We start from the raw sequence: 25,005 nt of genomic DNA, 5'->3' as shown, positions 1-25,005 counted from the left end.
AACATAGCCTAGCTGCCTTAATAACTCAATACAATCTAAATGACGGTCGTATGCTCGCTTACTGTTGGATGGCGGCTACGCTACATCACTAGCCCCCCGTCTACACTCAAGGTCGTTCCGTTAATAAAACTGGCCTCTTCGGAGGATAAAAAGACATAGGCATTGGCGATATCCTCAGGCTTCCCCAGACGGCCCAAAGGAGTTTTCGATTCCAGGTCCGCAATCACCTTTTTTGGGATGGTCTCTACCATTTCGGTGGCGATAAATCCTGGGGCCACGGCGTTTACATTGATACCCTTTCTGCCAAGCTCCCTGGCCCATACCTTGGTAAGACCGATTACGCCTGATTTGGTAGCCACATAGTTGCTCTGTCCGAAATTCCCGTACAGCCCGACTACCGACGAGGCGTTGACAATCTTTCCGGATCCTTTTTCGACCATATGGGCCGAGATGGACTGCGTACAGTTAAAAACGCCGGTCAGGTTGACGTCTAAAACGGACTGCCATTGATCCGGGGTCATCTTTTTAAGGGTTGCGTCCCGGGTGATTCCGGCATTGTTGATCAAAATGTCAATACGCCCATAAGTGGTGATAATGTCGTTCACCGCCTGATCGACCTCGGCCTTGTTCACGGTGTTGACTTTTTCGAACTTTAGGGCCTTGCCCTCGTTTTCGGCCAGCAGCTTTTTTCCGGCATCGGCGTTGATATCCCAGCAGATGACCTGGGCGCCCTCGTCCAGAAATTTGTCAACGGTGATTTTTCCTATTCCGTTCGCTCCACCGGTTATAACGGCTACTTTGTCCTTTAGTCTTTCCATTTGTATACGTTTTGAACCAAAGCTATCGCTATTTTCGTACGGTTAAATTAGGCATTATTAATTTATTGGGATTGACTTTAATTGGTATAATTATAAAAAGGGCGTTATATATCTATATATTAGGTGGTTGCAATATTTTAAAAGGATGTGGACAAACTTAAAGAAACTGGCTTGACCTGAAGGAATAAATTGATAAAACTACTCGCTCCGCAGGATGTTGTGCCCAAAAACACGCTTTTAGCGACAAAAAGGGATGGCTTGTGGTCTCGCTTTGGCATCGGCGTTAAAAAAGTCCATATCATAAATCTGAATTTACAAGTATCAAAATGGAAGGGATTGTCTCTATATTGGTCAACCGATTGAACGGATTACCGTCAAAAAAAGTCCAATCCCCTTATGAACGAATATTATCCGATACTGACGCTGACCTCTTTGGTCGTTTTTGTGGGCATCCTGTGCTATTTGGTCATAAAGTCAAGGGCAAAAGACGAAAGTATCGAGACCTATGCCTTGGGCAGTAAATCGTTTTCATCGTTTTCCGTAGCCCTTTCCTTGGCGGCATCCTTGACCAGTGCCGCCACTTTTATCATTAATCCCGGGTTTATCGCCTTATACGGGGTCAGTGCCTATCTGGCTTTTGGGGTGGTCATGCCGCTCGCAATTTTTGTGGCGTTGGTGGTATTGATGAAACGCTTTAGGCAATATGGTATCAATGTAAAGTCGTTGACCATAGCCGATTGGGTGGGCAAACGCTACGGATCGTCGTTCTTAAAGGTGTTTTTTGGATTGCTGAGCGCCCTGCTGATTACGTTTATCGTGTTGATCTGTGTGGGAATTACCAAAGTGATCGCCAAGGCCCTGTCCGCCGATGAACTGACCATCCTTATTATTCTAGTGGTCGTTGTTTTTACGTACATGTTGGCCGGGGGCGCCAATTCCATGGTCTATACCAACTCGTTGCAGGCGGTCATGATGATCGTGGTAGCGGTTTTGCTTCTGGGCTCGGGGGCGGAATATTTTATGGCTGCCGGACAGGAATCCATCATGGCAAGGCTTAGCGCCATCGACCCGCATCTGGTCAAGACCTTTAACAAATCGAGTCCGCTTTTCCGGGATTTTTTCGAAGTGGTGGTCTGTAATGCAATTGTCGGTATCGCCATCGTTTGTCAACCCCACATTTTGACGAAATCCCTACTTATAAAAAGGGATGCCCAGGTCAACCGGTTTTTGATGTATTCCATCCTCTTGTTGGTGGTTTTCTTTTCCGTGGTGATTACCGGTTTATATGCCCGGTTGAGCTTTCCCGATCTGATGCACGGGGGAGAAGTATTGAATATGGACGGAATCATTCCCGCTTACGTGGTAGATCGGTTTCCTATTTATGTGGGCATTTTGGTCATTTTGGGATTGATCGCAGCGGGACTCTCCACCTTGGAAGGCTTGATACAAGCCATCCCGACTACCTTGACCAATGACCTGATCATGCCGGTCTTAGGACGGTATGGGAAAAACCTCAAACCGATTCACATTAATTTGGGCGTTACCCTCTTTGTTGCCCTTGCGGCCATAGGTCTGTCTTACGAACAGCTGGTCAACCCCAGCCTGAGCGTGGGAATTTTTGCCCAAAACGGGGTCTATGCTTTTTTTTCGGCGGCTTTCGTACCCGTGTTCTTCGGCATTTTTACCACGACCACGAATCGATTTATTCCGATTGTCGGCTCCATAGTCGCAATAGCCACCCATTTCGGGATTTATTATTTAGAGTTGACCCCCTATATGGAGGGGGCCACGGTAAGAAATCCGGCCGTGGCGTCGGCCATCGCCCTGATGGCCTCCACAGCGGTCGGCACGGCCATCTATGTTGTCAAACCCATGAAAACCAAGGCCTATGCAAGTTAGACTCCTTCTTTTGACCATCATCGTTTTAACCGCTATGCCCCTCATGAGCCAAAATATCGAACACTCGGAACTGTCGCTGCCGAAAAGCAATATTACCCTGAACTACCGACAGACGGGGGACGGGGACAACACCATCGTACTGATCCACGGGCTGGGAAGCAATTCCAAGGCTTTTAGAAAGAACCTGTCCGCCTTGGCCGAAAAAGCGGTCGTAGTTGCCCCCGACCTTCCCGGGTATGGCGCGACGGAACTCGGTAGTTTTGTTCCCGGGATGGCCAACTACGCCAAAGTCATAGCGGAATTCATCGAACTAAAAAAACTGGAAAATGTCACTTTGGTCGGGCATTCCATGGGCGGACAGATTGCCATGTATCTGGCCGCGGTGCAACAGCCTTCTTGGTTGACAAACCTAGTGCTTTTGGCTCCAGCGGGCCTCGAGCAATTTACCGAGGATGAGAAGCAATGGTTCCATACCACGATCAACGATCGGCTTTACCTGAACATGACGGATGTCCAGATAGAACAGAATTTCAATTTGAACTTTTTCGGAAACAAACTTCCCGAGGACGCCCGGTTTATGCTACGGGACAGGCTCGAATTAAAAGAGGGTGCCGAAAGATACAGGGAGTATGTGTCCACCATCGTAAAAAGCATCCACGCTATGCTGGCCGAGCCGGCGTACGATAAAATTCCGGATATCCAAGTGCCCGTACTGGTGGTCTACGGCAAGAACGATATGTTGATTCCGAATAAAATCCTACATCCCCAATTATCCTTGGAAAAAATCCTGAAGAAATTAAAAGAGGATTATCCTAATATTAAAACGGAACAACTCGACCGGGCCGGCCATTTTGTGCTCTGGGACCGCAACGATGCCGTGAACGATTTTATCCTGGAAGAAATTGAAAAATAGGGAAGTCCGAATGCTTTATGCGACGCGCTTTCTCGAGTCCGTTAGCAGCAGTGTAGCCGATGAAGCGAAAAAGCAAACCTCGCCGCAACTCGATTAAAACAATAAAGTCTATTAACCACTAAATACAAAAACAATGAAACATGTAGCAGTAATCGTGATGTTCTTGGCCAGCTGTATCGCCATGAACGCACAGCAAGTGACGGTCACCGGAAAAGTAATCGACCAAGATGGGGCCGGACTCGCCGGCGCTACGGTCTATGCCGTTGAAATCAGCGTGGGTGCGACCGCCGATATGGACGGGAATTACCAACTGACCGTTCCCGCGGGCAATCTTCTGATCGAGGCTTCCTACGTAGGCTTTTCACCTTCCTCGAAGAACGTGGAGGTGTCGGAAGGTGTTACCGTGGATTTCACACTGTCACAGGGGCAGGCCCTCGAAGAGGTGGTGGTCTATTCCGGCTCCAAAAAAGCCGAAAAACTGACTAATTCCACCGCCACGGTCATTACCATCGGGGCCCGTGAAATCGAACGCTACGCTGGAAATCCGGCAGAACTTTTGGCCCGTAAAAAAGGAGTCGATTACTTTAGGGCGGGAATTGCCGCCCCGGCCTTTAACATTAGGGGGTTTAATTCCAATTTCAATTCAAAGAACCTACAGGTGGTCGATAATCGGATTTCATCGCTTATCGCAACGGGACTCCCAATGGGCCCGCTGACTACGACCATTAAGGAAGATATCGAACAGGTCGAACTGATTTTGGGTCCGAATGCGACCCTCTACGGTCCCAATGCGCATAACGGACTGATCAATACCATCACTAAAGACCCCAGAAGACACCAAGGTCTTACGGTGGCAGGAAATATTGGCGTGAACGGCGATGGCAATGCCTATTACTCCGGCAGGTTACGCTATGCCAAAAAATTCAACGATAAATGGGCCTTCAAGGCTACCGGGGAATATACCAAGGCTACGGAATTCATCTACGCCGATTCGGTCTATATCGATAGAAAAGCGGCGGACGGCAGCCCTGGGGCCGATGGCGTGAAGGAGGCGTATCGGGAACTGGAGCTTGACAATGACGTCGAGTTCTTCAAGACCGAGGCCAGCGCTTACTTCACCCCGAAGGCGGGTACCGACCTGATTGCCACCTACGGCCATAGCAACAGTACCTACCTTTCGCCGACGAACGTGGGCAGGAACCAGATCATCGACTGGCGTATCAACGTATTCCAGCTGCGGTTCAACACCAAGAACTTTTTTGCGCAGACCTATTTGACCACCAGTAAGACCGATGACACCTACTCCATTGATGATCGTACCAAAAGATACTATGCCGGTATCGATGCGGGCTTGAGTCCGGAGGAAGCCGCTGGCGAGTATTCCTACGAAACGGGGGCGCGTTTTAAGGACGACTCCAAAAGATGGAACGCCGAGGTTCAGTATAACAACACCTTCTTCGAAAGTTTGGAGCTGATTACCGGCCTCCAGTATCAAAAGGATATGGCCAACAGTTTGGGCACTTACTTGTTAGACCAAAATGAGGACGATAGTATCGACGTATCTCAAATCGGCGGATATCTGCATTTGAACTACGATTTCGGCAGCGGTTTCAAGGCCTTGGCCGCGGCTCGAGTGGACAACCACGATATTTACGGCACCAATTTTATTCCAAAGCTAGGGCTGTCGAAGGAGCTGGAAAAAGGGAGTTTTAGATTGACTTACGGGCAAGGCATTGCCGCCCCGACCATTTTGAATATGTATGGGAACCTTTTCTCCGGCCTGATTCTCGGAAACGCCGAAGGATTTACCCTGGCCGACGGCTCAAAGATCGATCCCCAGGATGTCGAGAAAGTAACCACATACGAAATCGGTTATCGCGGTACTCTGGCAGAAAACCTGTACACCGATGTGAACGCCTACTATAACGTCAACAAAGACTTTTTGAGTCCCGTTACGGTAATTGGTGTGGCCACCGAACGCGGCGACACCCCAATTGAGGAGGTGCAGGCGGGTTATGCAGGCCTGAACGGCTTGGTCGCCACCTACATCAACTTCGGCGAGGTCAACACCTACGGGGCCGATCTTAGCCTTACCTATTCCATTTCGCCGGAATGGAGCATGACGGCCAACTACTCCTATTTTGACTATTCGTTCGACGAAGACAATTCCGACAACGATTTCAATAATGACGGGGAGGTGAATTTCCTGGATTTCTTGGTCAATGCACCGAAAAACAAAGGCGGTCTGGGATTGAACTATTACGGATCTCGGTTTTTTGGATCGATCTTCGGACGGGCGGTTCAGCAGTACAACTATTTTTCCAGTTTCCAGATCGCTTCCGAGACCATTCCGGGGATGACCTATAGGGGCGTGCCCATTGTTGAGGATGCCCCTAGCGGAGATTCCTATAACTACGGTCCCTTAGGCGGATTCGTAACCTTCGATCTCAACATCGGGTACAAGGTCAGCGATAAGGTGACGATCTCCCTGGCCGCCACCAACCTATTCAACAATGAGCTGCGCGAATTTACCGCCGCCCCGCCGACAAAAGGACTCTATGTTTTGGAAACAAAAATCCATTTGGATTAAGAGACTGTTTTGAACGACCTATAAAAGCTCTAATCACACAATTCAAAACAGTCTCTAAGGGCCAGTGGCAAGTCCAAGTTGAAACGCTGCCCAAGGTGCCGTAGGCATGCCTTGACCGGAAAACAAATTAGTTACATGAAGAATGCAAAAATAATTTCCTCGGGGATGTACGTCCCCGAGCTCACCTTGCCCAACGCTTATTTCAATGAGTTGCTGGGCGAGGATGTCGATACCTGGCTTCGCGAGAACGTCCATATTTACGAACGTCGATGGTGCAAGGAGAACGAGTCTACGGCAGATCTTTGCGAAAGTGCCGCTTTGTCGGCTTTAAAAAATGCCCAGCTAAAACCGGATGACATTGACCTGATCATCGTAGCGACGGACACCCCCGAATACGTGTCTCCCTCTACGGCAGCCGTCTTACAGTACCGGTTGGGGAACGAGAACGCCGGCACCTTCGACCTCAACGCCGCCTGTGCCGGGTTCGTCACGGCCACGGAGACCGCCACGCACTACATCCGCAGCGGTTCGGTAAACAACGTGCTGGTCGTTGGCGCCTACGCCATGAGCAAGTATCTGGACAAGGCGGACAAAAAAACCGTTACCCTTTTTGCCGACGGGGCGGGGGCGATGGTCCTTACTTCCACGGAGGAAATGAACAGGGGCCACCAAGCCGGAAAACTAGCTTCCCAAGGACAATATGCGGATTGGATGGGCATTTATGGCGGCGGTACCAAAAATCCCGTTTCTAAGGACGTGCTGGAGCGAAACGATCATAAACTTAAGTTCGTTAAAAAATTCCCCGCCGAACTCAATCCCCAAATGTGGAGCGACCTTGCGAGGGAGCTTTCCCATCGAATGAAGGTCGGGATAAGCGAAGTGGACCAATTTTTTATCACCCAGATCAATATCAACGCCATATGGGAAACCCTTCGTATCTTGGATGTTGATAAAAATAAGGCCCACACCGTGATGCACGATTACGGCTATACGGGATCGGCCTGCATCCCGATGGCCTTTCACGAGGCCTGGGAACAAAAGAAAATAAAGGAGGACGACCTCGTTTTTTTCATTGGTTCTGGCGGGGGACTTGCCTTTGCAGCGAACGCGTTTATTTTATAATATCGACTTCATGGCGGGAGCCCTGAGATGCCGGCACAAATTGCCCTTGGCACCCGCGAAAAATTATCATTAGCCTAAGATTACTCATGAACAACACTTTGGATTGGTTTCGAAAATGGGCGGACTACCAGCCCGATAAAACGGCGGTCAAGGACGCGATGTCCGGGAGGAGTCTATCCTATGGCGATATCGATACCGCTGGTAATGCCCTGGCCGCGCATTTAAGGGAGAACCACGGGATTGTCATGGGCGACCGGGTGGCGATCGTTGCTGAAAACCACTTGGCCCAAGTCATCCTTTTTGCCGTTGCCCAAAAGACAGGTATCATTCTCGTTCCCATAAATTTCAGATTGGCCCCAAGGGAAATCGAGGTCCTGCTCACTGATTCCGAGTGCAAATTGGCCTATACCGATGGTTGTGTCCCTACGAAGGAACTCAAAGTGGATACCGTTTTCAAGGATTTGGCCTCGGTGTACGGCTTTGTCCGAAAAGAAGCCCCCGCGGTTGCGGAGCCCGAACTGACGGAGAATGCCCCGGTCTTTATCCTATACACCAGCGGCACTACGGGCCTACCCAAGGGTGCGCTCTACACCCATAAGATGCTATTTTGGAACAGTATTAACACCACCCAGAGCCTCTCGATCAATAATGATACCGTTACCCTTAATTGTATGCCGCTCTTCCATACGGGCGGATGGAACGTGCTGCTGACCCCGGTGCTGCATCGCGGGGGAACCATCATCCTATTCAAGAAATTCGATGCCTTGGCCGTACTGAACTGTATCGTCGAGGAGAAATTGGACCTGTTTATGGCCGTGCCCACCATGCTTAAGATGATGACTGAATTGCCCGAATTCGACACAACTGACATCGGTTGTCTGAACTATATTGTGGTCGGGGGCGAGAGCATGCCGTTAAAGCTTATCGCGATTTTCCATTGTAAAAAAGTGCCCATCCGACAGGGCTACGGCCTTACTGAAGTCGGTCCTAACCTGACCTCTTTGCATCAAAACGATGCCGAACGGAAGCAGGGTTCCATCGGCAAACCCAACTTTTATGTGGACGTAAAAATTCTGGACGAGAGCGGGGAGACCGCCGAGCCCGATGTCCCCGGGGAAATCCTGATCGGCGGTCCAATGGTCACGCCCGGCTATTGGCAGAATGAAGCCGCTACCCATCGAGCAAAACAGGGCCGCTGGCTTTGCACCGGCGATATCGGAAAAATCGATGCGGAAGGATTTATTTATGTTTTGGACCGGAAAAAGAACATGTATATCAGCGGAGGCGAAAACGTCTATCCCGCCGAGGTCGAGCGGGCCTTGTTGGCGCACCCGAACGTAAAGGAAGCGGTGGTCATCGCGGCCCCACATGAAAAGTGGGGGGAATGTGGGATCGCGTTTTTAGTGAGCGGCACCAAAATTTCCGAAAAGGATATCAAAGGCCACTGTCTGGAGAATCTGGCCAAATTCAAGGTGCCCTTCCAATTTCATTTCCTCGATAAGATTCCCAAAGGGGACACGGGCAAAATCGACCGCAAAAAAATCCAACGGGACTATTTAAAGGGTATCCCAGACTAATCCGACACTTTAACGTTAGCTTAACCCTAGTTTGTTCAGCTGTTTAGGTTAATTTGCCTATGTTTATCGTTAATTTAAGTTTTAAACAGTTAAGACAGTAGTATTATGGGAAGACCTGCCACAAAACCGACGGCACTTCGCGATGGATATTATATCGAGGTCCGCAATAAAAATCAAAAATCCGGTATCAAGATTGTTAGGGAAACCAAACAACAATTGGAGATGGCCATAGATGAATATAAAAAGACCAAGGACGTTACCGTGCTTGGAAAACTAAAGGACGGTAAAATGGAGCCTATTCCCGGTCTTTCGAACTAAAAGGAAAGGACTCAAGTCCTGACCATGACGGATAAAGCAAACCGATAGTCGTAATGGCCATCGGTTTCTTTTTTGCCGTAATTTATTATTATCATGACATTGTCACGACTAAAACGGAATTACGAACGGAAACCGGTCGTGGCAAAGCCGGAATCGCCACCGCTGACTCAATACTACCCTAGTCGAGGGTATTCCGCAATAGTATTAAAATCCCCTGTTCCTGGAAAAACTAACTAAACCGAAGAATGTCTTTCTGATCACAGGCATTCTATTCATTGCCATCAACCTGCGACCGGCCTTGGCCAGCGTGGGTCCCCTTATCGAGGATATCAGGGCCGCGACCGGACTTTCGAACACCCTGCTGGGTGTTTTGACCACCCTCCCGCTCCTGATGTTCGGGGTCGTATCTACGCTCACCCCCTTGTTTACACGTAGGTTCGGTATCGGCGGCACGTTGTGGGGTGCCATGGCGTTGTTAGCGATCGGTATCGGTATCCGTTCCCTTACTTGGATGCCGGCGCTGTATTTTGGTACGTTTTTGTTCGGTATTGCCATCGCTTTCGGCAATGTGCTCTTGCCCGGATTGACCAAACGTAATTTCGCCTCCAACTCCGGGTTTATAACGAGTATGTATTCTTCCGTCATGGCGGTGGGAGCATCTTTGGCCGCGGGGGTCAGTGTGCCGCTAGCCCAAAATGCGGGTCTCGGATGGCGGGGTTCGCTCGCGGTCTGGTCGATTCTGGCCCTAATTGCTTTTTTCGTTTGGATGCCACAAGTGTCGCGGTTGACCCGGGCAAGGGCCAAGCAAAGCTACCGAGACGCCATGAAAAGTTTGGGAAAATCCCGATTGGCATGGAAGGTCGCCTTGTTCATGGGTTTGCAGTCCATGACCTTTTATGTCATTCTCGCCTGGCTGCCTTCCATTCTTCAGGGCAGGGGATATGATCCCTCGTTTTCCGGGTGGATGCTTTCCCTCTCCCAGGCCACGGGAATACTAGGGTCTTTGATCGTTCCTTTTGTAGCGGGAAAAAAGAGAGATCAGCGCGGCATTGTCTGGTTTTTGATGCTTGTGGAAATCGTTGGCCTAGTGGGCCTGCTGCTGCCCGATATAGGATGGATCGCCCTGTGGGTCTCGCTTATCGGTTTTGTATTGGGAGGTACATTCGGACTTGCGTTGCTCTTTATCGTGCTCCGCTCCCACAACGCGGAATCCGCCACGGAACTCTCGGGCATGGCACAGTCCATCGGATATCTGGTTGCGGCTACCGGTCCGATGATCTTCGGCAGTATTTTTGATCTTTCGGGGAATTGGACCTATTCCCTGATCTTTCTCTTCGTAATCGCCGCCCTTAAACTGAGGATGGGCCTGGGAGCGGCCAGACCGGGAAAGGTGTGAAGTAATGCGTCGCTTTTTACTATTTTTACATGATAAAGGTTTTCATCGTGCTTTCATAAGCAAGGCCGCTATAACACACGTATATGATAGAAAGAATTATCGTCACCCCTTTTCAAAAGTTCGTCAAAATTGAAAGTTTCAGCGGAATCCTCCTGTTCGGGGCGACCGTAATCGCTATGGTTTGGGCCAATTCGGGTTTCAGCGACAGTTATCAGGCTCTTTGGAGCTACAATGTCGGATTTGATACGGAGAATTTTGAGCTCAACAAACCGCTTATTCTGTGGGTCAACGACGGTCTGATGGCCATATTTTTCTTTTTGATCGGCCTCGAGATCAAGAGAGAACTTGCAATCGGGGAACTGAACAGCCTGAAAAAAGCGGCATTTCCTTTGGTCGCGGCCATAGGGGGGGTTGTATTTCCGCTTGGGTTGTTCCTCTTTCTGAACCAGTCTCCAGAAACGGTAAATGGCTGGGGAATTCCCATGGCGACCGACATCGCCTTTACCTTGGCGATTCTCAAAATCTTGGGAAACCGGGTGCCGCTGAGCCTAAAGATTTTCCTGACCGCCTTTGCCATTGTCGACGATTTGGTAGCTGTCTTGGTCATTGCCATTTTTTACAGTTCCGGAATTGATTGGCTCATGATCGGGTATGCCATGATACCCTTGGCCATTTTGTTTTTCCTCTCGTACCGGGGCTTTTATCTTAAGTATCTATCGATTGCCTTTGCCGTAGTCGTATGGTTCCTGTTTTTGAAATCGGGGATTCATCCTACGATAGCCGGGGTACTTATGGCCTTTACCATCCCCATTGGCCAAAAGATAAACATAAGGGACTTTACCGAAAACCTGACTTATATCGCCCAAGGTCTTAGGAAAACCGAACGCGACGGCCTTCCTATATTATCGAAGGAACAGTATCAATATATGGATGACCTCGAGGATCTGACCGAAAAGTTCAATTCGCCCTTACAGCGCTTAGAGAACGGTCTGCACGGCTGGGTGGCCTATTTTATTATGCCGATCTTCGCCTTGGCCAACGCAGGGGTGGTCTTTAGTGCGGATATGCAACTCGATGTATCCTTGGTGATGAACATCGCTATCGCCCTTTTTCTCGGTAAAGGAATCGGTGTTACGTTAATGGCGTTCCTCGGGGTGAAATTGAAACTTGCGGCCCTGCCCGATGGTATGAATTTCAGGCAGGTCGCCGGGGTCGCCGTCTTGGCCGGGGTAGGTTTTACAATGTCTATTTTTGTCGCTAATTTGGCCTTTACGGGAAATGCGATGCTTATCGATTCGTCCAAGGTGGGAATCATTCTAGGTTCGGTCGTTTCGGGGGTGGTCGGATATCTAATTTTACGATGGAACGGAAAAGGGAAAGATATCAAAACCTAGGTTCAAGTGACTATAACCATTGAAAACATCCTGTTGATTGGCTCGGTGCTACTTTTTATGAGCATCGTCATTGGGAAAAGAGCCTTCAAATACGGGGTGCCTACCCTCTTGATTTTTTTGGTTATTGGGATGCTCGCAGGTTCGGAGGGTATCGGCGATATCGATTTTAACGACCCCAGAATGGCCCAGTTCGTCGGGGTGGTGTCCCTCAACTTCATCCTGTTCTCCGGAGGCCTCGATACCAATTGGAAGACCGTAAAGCCTATTCTAAGGGAAGGCATTGCCTTATCGACCATCGGGGTGCTGCTGACTGCTACCTCGCTTGGAACCTTTGTCTGGATCCTGACCGATTTTACCATTTATGAAAGCATGTTGTTGGGCTCGATCGTATCCTCGACCGATGCAGCGGCGGTATTCTCCATTTTACGGGCCAAAAGTTTAGCCTTGAAAACCAACCTGAGACCGACGCTGGAGCTGGAGAGCGGAAGTAACGACCCGATGGCCTATGTGCTGACAATCAGTTTTCTGACCTTAGTGCTCAACCCGGAACAGAACCTGCTCTCCATACTTCCCTTTTTTCTCCTGCAGATGGTGGTGGGCGGTCTGGCAGGTTTTGGCTTCGGCAAGCTGACCAAATTGATTATCAATAGGCTTCAACTTGGTTTCGAAGGGCTTTACCCCGTGATGGTAATCGCCCTGATGTTCATTACCTTCTCGGCCACCGACTTTGTGGGCGGCAACGGTTTCCTCGCCATTTATATCTGCGCGGTCTATCTGGGCAATCAAGACCTGATCCATAAGAAGACCATCATACAGATGTACGATGGACTGGCCTGGTTGATGCAGATCGTGCTGTTCCTTACCTTGGGTTTGCTGGTGTTTCCCTCGGAAATCGTTCCGGTTCTCGGACTGGGGATGTTGATTTCCATTTTTTTGATTTTGGTGGCCCGGCCTATAGGGGTCTTTCTCAGTTTATTGTTCTTCAAGATGAAGCCCGGGCGACGTTTTTATATCTCTTGGGTCGGGTTACGGGGGGCGGCCCCCATTGTATTTGCTACGTATCCATTATTGGCGGGCGTCGAAAAAGCGGGGATGATCTTTAACATTGTTTTTTTTATATCGGTGACCTCCGTCCTGATTCAAGGCACCACATTGGGGGTGCTGGCCAAATGGTTGAATGTGGCGCTCCCCGACAAGGCCAAAATACCCTATCCTACGGACGTGCTTATGGCAGAAAACCCAAAAACGGCTATGAAAGAAATCAAGGTAGGGGAAGGCTGTTATGCGGTCGATAAGAAAATTGTGCGGCTTAACTTCCCCGACAATGCCATTATTGCCATGATAAAACGCAACGGCAGTTACGTAATACCGAACGGTTCTACCCAAATCGAGGCAGATGACGTATTGATCGTACTTTCCGACACCCAAGATGTACTCGACCAGGTGAATGTGTGCATACAAACCGGACAACTCTAAAAAATGAAGGGGTCAAAAGAATTAGTGGCCCGCAAAACGCACTATATTTGAACAAAAGATAAACGGCACATGAACCTAAAGGATGGTGTCAAGACCGCCGAAAACAAAGTGTCTTTAGAGGCTAAGAAATTGGCCGAGTTCGTTAAAGACGAAAAGAAGTCCCTCGTAGACCGTCTGGAGTGCTATGAAGACATCATTAACCTAGAAGTGGGTGATACGGGGCTGCAGCGCGCAAAAACCTTGGAGCGGGAGTTCGGTATTCGTCAGCTCTATGTAAAATATGAGGGAGACAACCCGTCGGGTACCCAGAAAGACCGAATTGCCTTCGCTCAGGTCTACGATGCCTTGCGACGCGGGTTTTCAGCCACTGCCCTGGCGACCTGTGGCAATTACGGGGTCGCCATGGCTTTGGCCGCCAACCTGGCCGGTCTGCGATGCAAGATTTATATCCCCGAAAGCTACCACACCGAACGCGTTTCGGAGATGCAAGGTTTGGGCTCGGAAATCATCCGATTGCCCGGCAGTTACGAAGAAGTAGTGAAAAATAGCAGCGAACTAGCAAAGAAAGAGGGCTGGTACGATGCCAATCCCGGAAGCGCGAACACGCCCTTGCAGATTTCAGCCTATTCGCACATTGCCGTCGAAATTTTTGACGAACTGGGCGATGCTCCCGAATACTGTGCCGTACCGGTATCGAACGGTACTCTTTTCGCAGGTATCTATCGGGGTTTCGTGAGTTTGTACAAACGGGGAAAGACGTCGCGTATCCCGAAAATGATAGCTGCGTCATCAAGTCGGAAAAATCCGATTGTGCAATCCTTTTTACAAGGTTCGGACCACTGCAATGATTTGAACCCCGAAACGATCAGAGAGACCAAATACAACGAACCTCTGATCAATTGGCACAGTTTCGACGGGGATGAAGCCCTGTACGCCCTACGGCAATCCCAAGGGGAGGCGTTCAACATCAGCGATAAAAAACTAAGGGCAATGACCTCGCTCTTGGCCAAAAAGGAAGGCTTACGAATACTTCCTGCGGCGACGGCGGGATTGATAGCCCTTTTGGAATTGGATGGAAAAATGGATTTCGAACCGGGTCGGTTTGTGGCGGTGCTAACGGCGAAGAACTAAGAGGAGTAGAATCAAGATGTAAGAGCCAAGAGACAAGACTGAAAGGTGGGGTTGATTTTACAAATATTGATTCTTGTTTCCCGTCTCTTGGAGACATGGAACACCAGTACTGTTCAATTAAAATAAATAGACCGATAATTTATGAAACAATCAATTGACGGAAAGGCGCTCGTATATTGCGAAGGCGCCTTCACTACGCCCAACGGCAAAACCGCGCATGGCCTGGTACGTTTTACCGAACGCTACGAAATTGTAGGTGTCCTGGATAGCAAATATGCGGGACAGGACGCAGGGGAAGCCCTCGACCGAAAGCCCTATGGGATTCCGATTTTTAAAAATTTGGAAGATGCCATCGAGACACTTACGGGCAGCGGCAACTTGCCTGGGACCCTGGTCATAGGTCTTGCCCCTGATGGCGGACGATTGCCCGACACGGCCAGAACGGTTATAAAAAAAGCTTTGCTAATGGGCTGGAACGTCGATAGCGGGCTGCACGATTTTTTGACCAGCGACAAGGAACTGACCCGTCTCGCCGTGGAGAACAATTGCCGGATACGCGATGTACGCAAGACCCCGGACCGCGACAAGCTCCACTTTTTCACCGGCGAAATTGAGAAAGTAGACTGTCTGAAGCTGGCCGTACTCGGTACGGATTCCGCTCTGGGAAAACGAACCACCGCCTGGTTGTTGGTCCATGGCTTCCGGGATGCCGGTCTTAAGGCCGAAATGATCGGTACGGGCCAGACCGCTTGGATGCAGGGCGCCAAATATAGTATGGTGATGGACAGCTGTATCAACGATTTCGTGTCGGGGGAGATCGAGCATGCCGTGGTAAGCGCCTATAAGAACGAGAAGCCGGATGTCTTGGTCATCGAGGGACAGGGCAGTTTGATGAACCCGGCCTACCCCGGCGGTTTCGAGATACTTGCCGCAGGCAGACCGGACTACATCATCTTACAGCACGCCCCGACCCGAACGGAATACGATGGCTTCCCCGGATACAAATTGCATTCCCTGCCCGAACAGATTCATGCCATCGAGGTGATTTCCGATAAAAAAGTGATTGCCATTACCATAAACCACGAAAACATGGCCGAAGACGAGATTTTGGAAGCCTGCAAACAGGTAACCCTCGAAACCAAATTGCCCGCCTTCGACGTATTGAAGTATGGACCGGAAGAACTGATCGAACTATTGAAGGAAAAATTGTGAATCTCGCATAACGCGCTTTCCCACCTGTCGCCCCGAGCTACCAAAAAAAAATCGGATGAAAATCACAAAAGTAAGCTTCGAACGGCTTGACCTAAAGCTCGCCGAACCCTACACCATCGCCTACGAGACCATTGATAGCTCCACCAATTTCATTCTGAAGGTAGAGACCGATGGCAGTCACGTCGGCTATGGCTGCGGTGCTCCCGACAAAGCGGTGACAGGGGAATATCCCGCGGAAGTAGAAGATGCCATCAAGAACGTGATTTCGCCCTATCTGATCGGGAAGGACCCCTTTTCCTATGCGCTGATCATGATGGAACTCAAAGCCGAACTCCAAAAAAAAGCATCGGCCTTGACTATGGTCGATATGGCCCTGCACGACCTTATTTCAAAAAAGGCAGGGGTGCCGTTATACCGTTATCTGGGAGGCTTTCGAACGTGTATTCCGACCAGTATTACTATCGGAATACTTCCTGTGGATGAGACCTTGCGTCAAGCCGATGATTTTGTTCAAAAAGGTTTTTCCATACTAAAAATTAAAGGGGGCCGCAGCCTACAGGAAGACATTGAAAAAATGTCCAGATTGCACGAAAGACACCCCCAGGTACGGCTTCGCTTTGACGGCAATCAGGGTTATTCGGTCATCGATTCGGTAGCTTTCGTTAAGGCTACGGCACATATCGGAATAGAGATATTCGAACAACCCACCAAAATGGAAAAAGAAGAGCGTTTGGGCGAGGTGACCGATCTGGTCGGTATTCCTGTCATGGCCGATGAAAGCCTAAAGACCCTGACCGATGTGTTCCGGTTGGCGCAGAACGAACGTGTCGATATGGTCAATATCAAATTGATGAAGGTCGGGGGTATTTTAGAGGGCATGCACATCAATTCCGTGGCCAAGGCAGCGGGACTCGAATGCATGGTCGGCTGTAACGATGAATGCGCGTTGGGAATTTCAGCGGGACTCCATTTTGCCCTTTCCCGTCCCAATATCCGGTTCGCCGATCTCGACGGACATCTCGATGTGGTCGATGACCCCTTTATGGGGCTTTTCCGTTTGAAGAAGGGCATCTTGTACCCGACGGGGGCGTCAGGGCTGGGAGAAGTTAATTAATTTGAAGATGAGGTTGCCGAATAATACCCTATCTTCCCATCAGCGTCCCCTAATTACTTTTCAAGGAGGCATTCAAACCATAATCTATTAAAACCCATCCTTATTATGAGACTAATTATAATTGTCCTTCTGATATGTTTAGTAGGTTGTAAAGACCAGAAAAATGAAAATACTGAGGAGATAGCGCAGGCTACGGCGGTCAAAGAGGTTGATTTTGACCTTGATGAGGCCATAGAAGACTGTGAGGACCAGCTGGAAATTTCGGTGCCGAAACTGACCGACCTCACCAAGCATCCCCGATTGATCGAGACTGGGGAAAACGAGTGGAAAGAACTGGAAAACCATAGGTTACGATGGACATCGGGCTTCTATCCCGGTATCCTTTGGTATATGTACGATATCACCAAGGAGGATAAATGGAAGCAAGAGGCCATCAAAAGGACCGAGGTCTTCGAGGATTTTAAGACCATTACCGAGCACCATGATATCGGGTTTATGATGTTTCCTGCATACGGGCTTGGCTACGAGCTGGGAGGGATGACCGAATATAAGGACATACTCCTGACTTCCGCGGAATCCCTGGCCTCCCGTTTTAATCCCAAGGTGGGCACCATCCGATCTTGGTCCAACAAGATGCATCCGCGCTGGAAACAGCATATCACCATTATCGACAACATGTTGAATCTCGAACTCCTGTTCTGGGCCTCGGACTACGGGGGCGGACCTGTTTATAAAGATATCGCCGTAACCCACGCCGAGACAACCATGAAAAACCACTTTCGCGACGACGGCACCTCCTGGCATGTTATCGAATACGATTCGATTACCGGCGATGTCCTGAACCGGCATACCAAACAGGGGTTGAATGACGACAGCCGTTGGTCCCGCGGCCAGGCCTGGGGCATCTATGGCTATACCATGGTCTATCGCGAGACCGGCGACAAAAAGTTTCTCGACTTCGCAAAAAAAATAACCGATGCCTATTTAAAACTGCTCCCTGAGGATTATATCCCCCATTGGGATTTCGACATCGACACCACCCAAGACGATGACCGTGACGCTTCGGCAGCGGCAATCGTCGCCTCAGGGCTGTTGGAATTGAGCACCTTGATCGAAAACGAAAGAGACCGGGAACGCTATTACAACGCCGCCCTGAACATGCTCAAATCCCTCAGTTCGCCGGCCTATTCCGGAGTGGGCAAGGCCGATTCGTTCCTGCTGCATTCCACGGGCGCAAAATCCTTGGGCCATGAAATTGACGTGGCCCTGATCTATGCCGATTATTTTTATATCGAGGCCTTGGATCGGCTTAAGAAGATGAAGGGACAATAATACTACTTTATGGGATGATTTTGGACGAGAGCATGGTTCTGGACACCGAAGGCCTGATTAGCGACCGTGGCCTGAGCTTCCTCGAAAAATTACAGGGTCAGGAATCCATTATCATCAATACCACTTCATGCGCTGCAACCGCATCGCGTTTAAGATTGCGAGCAAGGCTACCCCTACATCGGCGAAGACGGCCTCCCACATGGTGGCGAGTCCCCCGGCGCCCAGTACCAGCACAATAGCTTTGACCCCAAAGGCCAGGGCGATATTCTGCCAGACGATATGCCGGGTGGAACGACCAATGGCCATGGCCCTCGCAATTTTGCTGGGTTGGTCCGTCTGAATGATGACATCCGCGGTCTCGATGGCCACGTCGCTGCCAAGGCCTCCCATGGCGATGCCTACATCGCTTATCGCGAGTACGGGCGCGTCGTTGATGCCGTCACCGACGAAGGCCACCTTGGTATCCCGTTTTTCCTTGAGCCGTTCGACCTCGTCCAGTTTGTCCTCCGGGAGCAGTCCCCCTTTAGCGCTGTCGATGTCCAGTTCCCTGGCCACCTCTTGGGTGATGGAATCCTTATCGCCCGACAACATGATGATATTGGAGATGCCGGATTTTCGGATTTGCCGCACCGCGTCTTGGGCGTCATCTTTCATCTCGTCGGCAATGATTACGTAGCCTGCAAATGTTCCCCCGATGGCCATCATGACGATGGATTCCACAATGCTCTCCGTTTCCGCGGGGGCGTCAATGTTCTGTGAAACCATCAGGGCTTTATTACCTACTAAGACCGTTTTTCCGTTCACCTTTCCTTTAAGGCCCTTTCCCGCGATTTCGGATACTTCGCTCGCCGTTGCTTTCCTTAGGGCAGGCTCGATTTCCGAACCGTTCGACCCGGGCTTCGAGATGTTCGATTTCAATTTCACACCATCCGATCCGTACGCCATGATCGCTTTGGCGATGGGGTGGGTGGACTGTTCTTCCATCGCCATCAGGTAGGTCATAAACTCCGGTTCGGCGAGGGTTTTGGACTGGATGTCCTTGATCTTGAAGATCCCTTTGGTCACCGTTCCGGTTTTGTCCATCACCACCGTGTTCACCTTGGTTATCGCATCGAGAAAGGAAGCGCCTTTAAAGAGGATGCCGTTTCGGGAGGCCGCTCCCAATCCCCCGAAATATCCCAAGGGAATGGAAATGACCAGCGCACAAGGGCAGGAAATGACCAGAAAGATCAACGCCCGATACAGCCAATCGCCAAAGACATAGGTATCGACGAAGAAATAAGGAAGTAGCGTAAGCCCGATGGCCAAAAACACTACGATGGGGGTATAGACACGGGCAAACTTCCGGATAAAGAGCTCGGTCTTTGACTTTCTCGCGGTAGCGTTCTGTATCAGATCTAAAATTCGGGCGATGGAACTGTCCTTGAATTCCGCCGTGGTCTCGATTTCGATGACGGCATCGAGATTGATACTTCCCGCAAATACCTTTTCACCTTCTGCTACGGTGTCAGGTTTGCTTTCGCCGGTAATGGCCGCGGTATTCAGGGAAGCCTTAGGCGAGAGTAAAATGCCATCCAAAGGAACCTTTTCCCCTACACGAACCTGTATTTTCTCTCCGATACCTACTGACTCGGGATCGACGGAAACATAATCGGAGTTCCTATAGACCAAGGCCTCATTGGGGCGAACATCCAACAAGGCTTTAATGTTGCCCTTCGATTTTTTGACCGCTGCGGCCTGAAAGAGTTCCCCCACGGTGTAGAACAGCATCACGGCCACTCCCTCGGGGTATTCCTTCAGCGCGAACGCGCCCAGGGTGGCAATGGACATCAACAGAAACTCCGTAAAGAAATCCCCGTTTCGAATACTGTTCCACCCCGATTTGATAACGGGAAGCCCCACGGGAAGGTAAGCTACCACATACCAGATTAGTCTCGGCCATCCTTTAAAAAAAGCAAAGGTGTCGAAATAGTCAAAAGCGATGCCCGCCACCAACATTACGAAGCTGAAAATAGCGGGAATATAGGTCTTGAAACCACTTGCGCCCCCAGAATGTTCATGTCCGCCGTGGTTAGGGCCTTCATTGTTCTGGTCCTCACGATTATGCGAATCCTGAGCTTGACTATGATCGTCATCCCAACTACAGCATTCCGTAGTCGCAGTTGTTTTTTTTTGTACTGTTTTTTCCGTTCCCATACAGGGTGCAAGATGGCCCGTTTTTGGGTGCAATGGAAGTGCAAAGGCTAGGCCTTAGAATCAGTCTTCTGGATCGAGATGACGCAGGGGTCATCAGCTCGGCCCGCTACATTTTTCGCAGATTCCGGTTAACACCAGATTGGCATCCTCCGCAATATAGCCTTCCGGTAAGTTGATATGAGGAATTTTATGCTCGGTCAGACACACCGTTTCATCGCAGTGGTCACAGTGAAAATGAAGGTGCAGGTCTTGGTCGAGGTCACAATTACAGTCCGGCTCGCATAGTGCGTATTTGGCTATTCCCGTTCCATCATCGATCTGGTGTACGATTCCGTTTTGCTCGAATTTCTTCATGGTCCTGTACAGGGTGGTCCGTTCTGCTCTGACAAATGCGTTTTCGATATCGGTCAGGGCGACCGCAACCTCTTTTTCCGCCAAATATCTGAATATCAAAATACGCATGGCTGTTGGGCGTACGTTCCTGTTATTCAAGAACTCGACCGGGTTTTGCGGTATTTTATTTTTTTCCCGAGACATTAGCGGTCTGTTAAAGAATTTTCCTTTAAGGTTGGTAGCTTCCTTTTCAGGGGATGTGGAGAAATTTGCGATTGGGCGAATCCAAGGGCGTTCCCAACCTGCAATTTAGTCAAAAACCTAATGGCATCTTGATGGAAGCAAACATTATTTGGGCTGAAATTAATTGCGGCTTCCGGAAAAAACAATTGGCAGTTAATACCAAACGTTTGTAATTGGAAAAGCAGTTCGGAGCGGCTTCGGAATCGGGTGACAAGGTCTGGTCCAAGGCAAGCGACACCCTTTTACTCCCCACTGCTTTCCTTGATAGAAACATCCCGTCGGAATGGAATAAACAGGGGGTCAACATCCTTGGTGTCACCGACCACGGTAGCAATTTCACGTTTCAGGTAGTTCAAGTGGGCAATGGTCAGCCGGTCTGTCATCACCGGGAGGGTTCGTTTGATTTTTCCTTGCAGGGTCAAAAGATTGTCCAGTGCCAACGAACGGACATCGGTGTTTATGGTATAGCTCTCCGAGAGCTTGGCCAAGATTCCTCCGACCAGGCCGACCGCCTCGTCCGGTTTGTATAGAGCGATGAGGTTCGAAACATAGGCCTTTTGTAACTTTCTTCTGTAGGCGGTGGTCTGATAAAAAACGTTCATGTCGCCCCAGACCGTTTGGGCGAGATCGTCCATGTAGGCCTCGGGCGTATACGGATTTTCGTTCTCGTAGCGTTCGGCGATAAAAGTCATTCGGCTTAACCGGCTGCCGCCTAGGAGGTTCATCATTACGCTTTCCATGGTCTTGGTGACCGCTTCTTTGGATCGGGGGGACTGAATCGCGTTCAGGATGTCATTGCGCAGCAGCCATTCTGGCTCTTTGAAAATGTAGTCGTTGAGAAAGACCAAGGCCTGTTTTTGCTTCATCCGGTCTACAGGTCGGTACACTTCGCCTTCCTCGCCCATGGTCTTCGGCGTGACATAAATGCCCCCGATGTTCCGCGTCACGTGAAATATATAGTCTTTATATTGGTCGACAAGAGCCTTGTATAGCTGATCAAGGTTGGTGTAATCATCGCTATTGTTCTGCTTGGTCCATTTCTTCAGAAACGGGGCAATGCGCTGTAAGTTTAGAATGCCGTACATGCTGGCCTGCATTGCATCGTTGCCGAGGTCTTCGGTTTGCGAACGGGGATCGAAATCACGGCCTTCGCCACCGAACCAAAGCCTCGGATTGTTCGCCACGCTATCGACTACCATTTGACTTAGCATTTCTTTTTCTTCGGAAAGGTCCATCTCTTCCGGAAAACGGGAATAGCCCCACTGAATGGCCCATTTGTCATAGTCGCCGATACGCGGCATCAAATCTTTCGTAGGGATGCTATCCTCGGGTTGGGCCACGTAGTTGAAGCGTGCGTAGTCCATTATAGAACTTGTGTGGCCGTGTTTTTTCAGCCATTCCGCATCCCGCAGGTTTTCAACGGGGGTGGCGTAGCTGGCCCCCATATTGTGGCGTAGTCCCAAGGTGTGCCCGACCTCGTGGGAGGCTACAAAGCGGATAAGCTCACCCATAAGCCGGGTGTCGAATTTCATTTTTTGGGCCCTTTCGTCGACCGCGCCCGCCTGTACCATGTACCAATTATGCAACAGGCTCATCAGGTTGTGGTACCAGCCAATATGGCTTTCGAGTATCTCGCCGCTACGGGGATCTACGATGTTCGGCCCGTATGCGTTTTTAAAGGGAGAGGCAAAATAGCGCAAGACCGAGAATCTGGAATCTTCCAGACTCATGCTAGGATCGTTTTCGGGCCATTCCACCCCGATAATGGCATCCTTGAAACCGGCCTGCTCAAAAGCGACCCGCCAGTCGTTGATGCCCTGAATGAGATAGGGGCGCCATTTTTTAGGAGTGGCCGGATCGATATAGTAGACGATTGGCTTTTTAGGCACCACGAGTTCGCCCCGCTTCCATTTCAGCGAATCTTCGGGCCTGGGCTCCAATCGCCATCTATGGATGTAGGTATTGCGGTCAACTTTCTGCTGGTCATCGCCATATTCTAAATACGAACTGGCGAAATAGCCCACCCGAGCATCGTACAGCCTTTTTTGCATGGGTTCTTTTGGAAGAAGAATAAAGGAATTGTTGATTTCCAAGGTGACCACACCGGCCAGAATAGCGGCCGGAAGCTCTTTGCGTTTGTTCGTCCCCACGTTCGCCTTATAGGTCTTTACCGTCTTGATTTCGGTATTCATCGGGAAGGAAAGGATCTCTTTGATGTAGGATTTATCCTTTTCCAACGACCTCAACTTATAATCGCTCTTCTGTTCGTCACCCAGGGCCAACAAAGGATTTTCCCCGTTAATAAAATCGGTAACGTCAATGACCGAAGCGTTTTCATCCTCGTTCTTGGCCTTGATATCGAAGGCTTCCAATATCGGGGTAATATTGGAATTATTCACCGCTTTTGAGATGGCATCGTCTTCGTTCGCGGTACTGACCAAGGTGGCGATCCGAAGGAAGATATTGTTCGTCGGCCCCTTCTCGAAAGTAATGGTGTTTTCCGAAATTTTTTCCCCACCGTAGTTTCTTGCACCCGAAGGCGTTTTTATAAACCGGGTGACCACGAGCATTTCGCGGTTGAGCAGACTGTCCGGTATCTCAAAGTAGTATTTGCCGCCGACCTTGTGTACGTCGAACAGGCCGTTCTGGGTAACGGCCTTCTCGCCGATCAATTTGTCGTAGACCTTCGAACTGTTTTGGGATAGACTCTTGGACTTGTTCTTGGCATCCGTCTTGCCGGTAATTCCTAAAACACCGCACGAGCTTACCAATAGAAGTAGTCCTAAACATGTGAAAAGGTGCTTCATATAATTAGCCAACGTTTCATTTTTTGGTTTAGTATGGGAGTGGGCGGATAACTTGTGCATTTCGTGGAATATCTCAACAATGGCGGTCGGTTGTATCCTATGAAATCAAAATTGACAAGAGCAATATACGATTCTAGATTGCGGAAATCAACCACGAACGTCTTAAAATGCCGGATTTTCACTACATTTTAAGAATAATTCTTCAATTTTATCGGTGGAAAGCCTTCTTAAGAATTTTAGATATCTCGATGAGGTAAGTGTGCTTATCGCTATCGAACCATGATCAACACCGCCCCTAGGGCCGTCAGTACCAAAATCATTTTTCGATAGAAGTCGTCCTTGATAATTTTGATCAACCGCACGCCTACCAACATACCCAAGAGGATGCCGGGCACCAGCTTGAGGTTAAAGAGCAGGGTATCTGCAGTAACGGTTTCCCAAACGAAGATATGAAAGGGGAGCTTGATCAGGTTGATGATGAGAAAGAGCCATGCCGCCGTCCCGATAAATTCGTTTTTTTGAACGCGCATGGCCAAGAAATACAAGTTGCTGAACGGTCCGCCCAGATTGCCGATCATGGTCGTAATTCCCGCCAGCGAACCGACCAGGCCCGCAAAGGCCCAGTGGGTGGGCACGGAAACCGATTTTCGCCGATCCCACCAGTACATCATGCCCACGCTGACCAGAATGATGATGGCCATATAGATTTTAAAGACATCCTCATCGAGGTCGTTCCCCGCATACACCCCCACAAGAATGCCAACGATCATCCAAGGTAGAAACCGAACGATATACCACCAATTGGCGTGGCGGTGGTAATACACGACGGCGATGATGTCCCCAACTATCAACAGCGGAACCACCAGCCCGGTCGAAGCCTTCGCCTCGAAGGCCAGCGCCATCAGCGTCACGTTGACGATGGAAATACCCTTGATACCGGCTTTTGAGAGGCCCACTACGAAGGCCGCGGTGGAGGCAAAGAGCCACGCGGTGATTGAAATGTCGAGGGTTTCTGCTGAGAACAAATCGAAGGTTTTAACGATAGGATGGCAAAAGTATCCTAAAAAATAATATCTTTAGAAATTGTTAAAAACATATATGTTGGAAGTGTGACGTAGCCGGTAGGCCCAAGCA

The 25,005-nt window shown here is 49.7% G+C and carries 18 protein-coding genes; 13 read left to right on the top strand and 5 right to left on the bottom strand.

Going from position 1 to position 25,005, the window contains the following annotated elements; translation table 11 throughout:
- Positions 1 to 80 precede the first annotated feature (80 nt).
- Positions 81 to 818 carry a beta-ketoacyl-ACP reductase gene (locus RQM65_RS08995; RefSeq protein ID WP_314014311.1) on the bottom strand — a complete coding sequence of 246 codons (738 nt, stop codon included), beginning with the start codon at positions 816 to 818 and terminating at the stop codon, positions 81 to 83.
- 396 nt (positions 819 to 1,214) lie between these two features.
- Here RQM65_RS08995 and RQM65_RS08990 point away from each other — a divergent pair, with 396 nt between their 5' ends.
- The 13 genes from RQM65_RS08990 (at position 1,215) to RQM65_RS08930 (ending at position 18,292) form a co-directional block, all read left to right on the top strand.
- Positions 1,215 to 2,717: a sodium:solute symporter family transporter gene (locus RQM65_RS08990; protein WP_314014309.1), complete on the top strand. Its 1,503-nt coding sequence runs from the start codon at positions 1,215 to 1,217 to the stop codon at positions 2,715 to 2,717.
- A complete protein-coding gene (locus RQM65_RS08985; RefSeq protein WP_314014308.1) occupies positions 2,707 to 3,630 on the top strand; it encodes an alpha/beta fold hydrolase in 924 nt (307 codons plus the stop codon). The genes RQM65_RS08990 and RQM65_RS08985 overlap by 11 nt, the downstream gene beginning before the upstream one ends.
- Positions 3,631 to 3,763: 133 nt before the next feature.
- Positions 3,764 to 6,220 carry a TonB-dependent receptor gene (locus tag RQM65_RS08980; protein WP_314014307.1) on the top strand — a complete coding sequence of 819 codons (2,457 nt, stop codon included), beginning with the start codon at positions 3,764 to 3,766 and terminating at the stop codon, positions 6,218 to 6,220.
- A gap of 135 nt (positions 6,221 to 6,355) precedes the next feature.
- Entirely contained in the window at positions 6,356 to 7,342 is a 987-nt protein-coding gene (locus RQM65_RS08975; protein WP_314014306.1) for a 3-oxoacyl-ACP synthase III family protein, read from the top strand.
- Between the two features lie 86 nt (positions 7,343 to 7,428).
- On the top strand, positions 7,429 to 8,919 hold the full coding sequence (locus RQM65_RS08970) for a class I adenylate-forming enzyme family protein (RefSeq protein WP_314014305.1): 1,491 nt from the start codon (positions 7,429 to 7,431) through the stop codon (positions 8,917 to 8,919).
- Positions 8,920 to 9,024: 105 nt separating this feature from the next.
- Positions 9,025 to 9,237, top strand: coding sequence for a hypothetical protein (locus tag RQM65_RS08965; protein ID WP_314014303.1), 213 nt, complete (start codon positions 9,025 to 9,027; stop codon positions 9,235 to 9,237).
- A 298-nt stretch (positions 9,238 to 9,535) separates the two neighbouring features.
- The gene (locus RQM65_RS08960; protein WP_314014302.1) at positions 9,536 to 10,633 is read left to right on the top strand and encodes a CynX/NimT family MFS transporter; all 1,098 of its coding nucleotides are present in this window, start codon (positions 9,536 to 9,538) and stop codon (positions 10,631 to 10,633) included.
- 83 nt (positions 10,634 to 10,716) lie between these two features.
- Positions 10,717 to 12,027 (top strand): Na+/H+ antiporter NhaA, encoded by a 1,311-nt coding sequence (gene nhaA / locus RQM65_RS08955; protein WP_314014300.1) that lies wholly within the window; start codon positions 10,717 to 10,719, stop codon positions 12,025 to 12,027.
- Between the two features lie 6 nt (positions 12,028 to 12,033).
- Entirely contained in the window at positions 12,034 to 13,503 is a 1,470-nt protein-coding gene (locus RQM65_RS08950; RefSeq protein WP_314014299.1) for a potassium/proton antiporter, read from the top strand.
- Positions 13,504 to 13,572: 69 nt separating this feature from the next.
- Complete coding sequence (locus tag RQM65_RS08945; RefSeq protein ID WP_314014298.1) at positions 13,573 to 14,634, top strand: pyridoxal-phosphate dependent enzyme; 1,062 nt, start codon at positions 13,573 to 13,575, stop codon at positions 14,632 to 14,634.
- Between the two features lie 141 nt (positions 14,635 to 14,775).
- Positions 14,776 to 15,846, top strand: a complete 1,071-nt coding sequence (locus tag RQM65_RS08940) for an N-acetyltransferase DgcN family protein (RefSeq protein ID WP_314014297.1) — start codon at positions 14,776 to 14,778, stop codon at positions 15,844 to 15,846.
- 55 nt (positions 15,847 to 15,901) lie between these two features.
- Positions 15,902 to 16,960 (top strand): mandelate racemase/muconate lactonizing enzyme family protein, encoded by a 1,059-nt coding sequence (locus RQM65_RS08935; RefSeq protein ID WP_314014296.1) that lies wholly within the window; start codon positions 15,902 to 15,904, stop codon positions 16,958 to 16,960.
- Between the two features lie 105 nt (positions 16,961 to 17,065).
- Positions 17,066 to 18,292: a glycoside hydrolase family 88 protein gene (locus RQM65_RS08930; protein ID WP_314014295.1), complete on the top strand. Its 1,227-nt coding sequence runs from the start codon at positions 17,066 to 17,068 to the stop codon at positions 18,290 to 18,292.
- Positions 18,293 to 18,406: 114 nt separating this feature from the next.
- Here the strand turns inward: RQM65_RS08930 and RQM65_RS08925 are convergent, their stop codons facing one another.
- The 4 genes from RQM65_RS08925 to RQM65_RS08910 all read right to left on the bottom strand — a co-directional run bounded on the left by RQM65_RS08925 (position 18,407) and on the right by RQM65_RS08910 (position 24,896).
- Positions 18,407 to 20,488, bottom strand: a complete 2,082-nt coding sequence (locus RQM65_RS08925) for a heavy metal translocating P-type ATPase (RefSeq protein ID WP_314014294.1) — start codon at positions 20,486 to 20,488, stop codon at positions 18,407 to 18,409.
- Between the two features lie 93 nt (positions 20,489 to 20,581).
- On the bottom strand, positions 20,582 to 21,025 hold the full coding sequence (locus RQM65_RS08920; protein WP_314014293.1) for a Fur family transcriptional regulator: 444 nt from the start codon (positions 21,023 to 21,025) through the stop codon (positions 20,582 to 20,584).
- Positions 21,026 to 21,306: 281 nt separating this feature from the next.
- Positions 21,307 to 23,871 (bottom strand): zinc-dependent metalloprotease, encoded by a 2,565-nt coding sequence (locus RQM65_RS08915; RefSeq protein WP_314014292.1) that lies wholly within the window; start codon positions 23,869 to 23,871, stop codon positions 21,307 to 21,309.
- 269 nt (positions 23,872 to 24,140) lie between these two features.
- The gene (locus tag RQM65_RS08910; RefSeq protein ID WP_314014290.1) at positions 24,141 to 24,896 is read right to left on the bottom strand and encodes a sulfite exporter TauE/SafE family protein; all 756 of its coding nucleotides are present in this window, start codon (positions 24,894 to 24,896) and stop codon (positions 24,141 to 24,143) included.
- Positions 24,897 to 25,005: the final 109 nt, after the last annotated feature.

The organism is Pricia mediterranea, assembly GCF_032248455.1.
Lineage (GTDB): Bacteria > Bacteroidota > Bacteroidia > Flavobacteriales > Flavobacteriaceae > Pricia > Pricia mediterranea.
The sequence above is the reverse complement of the archived record's forward strand: the minus strand, read 5'-3'. Positions and strand labels throughout refer to the sequence as shown.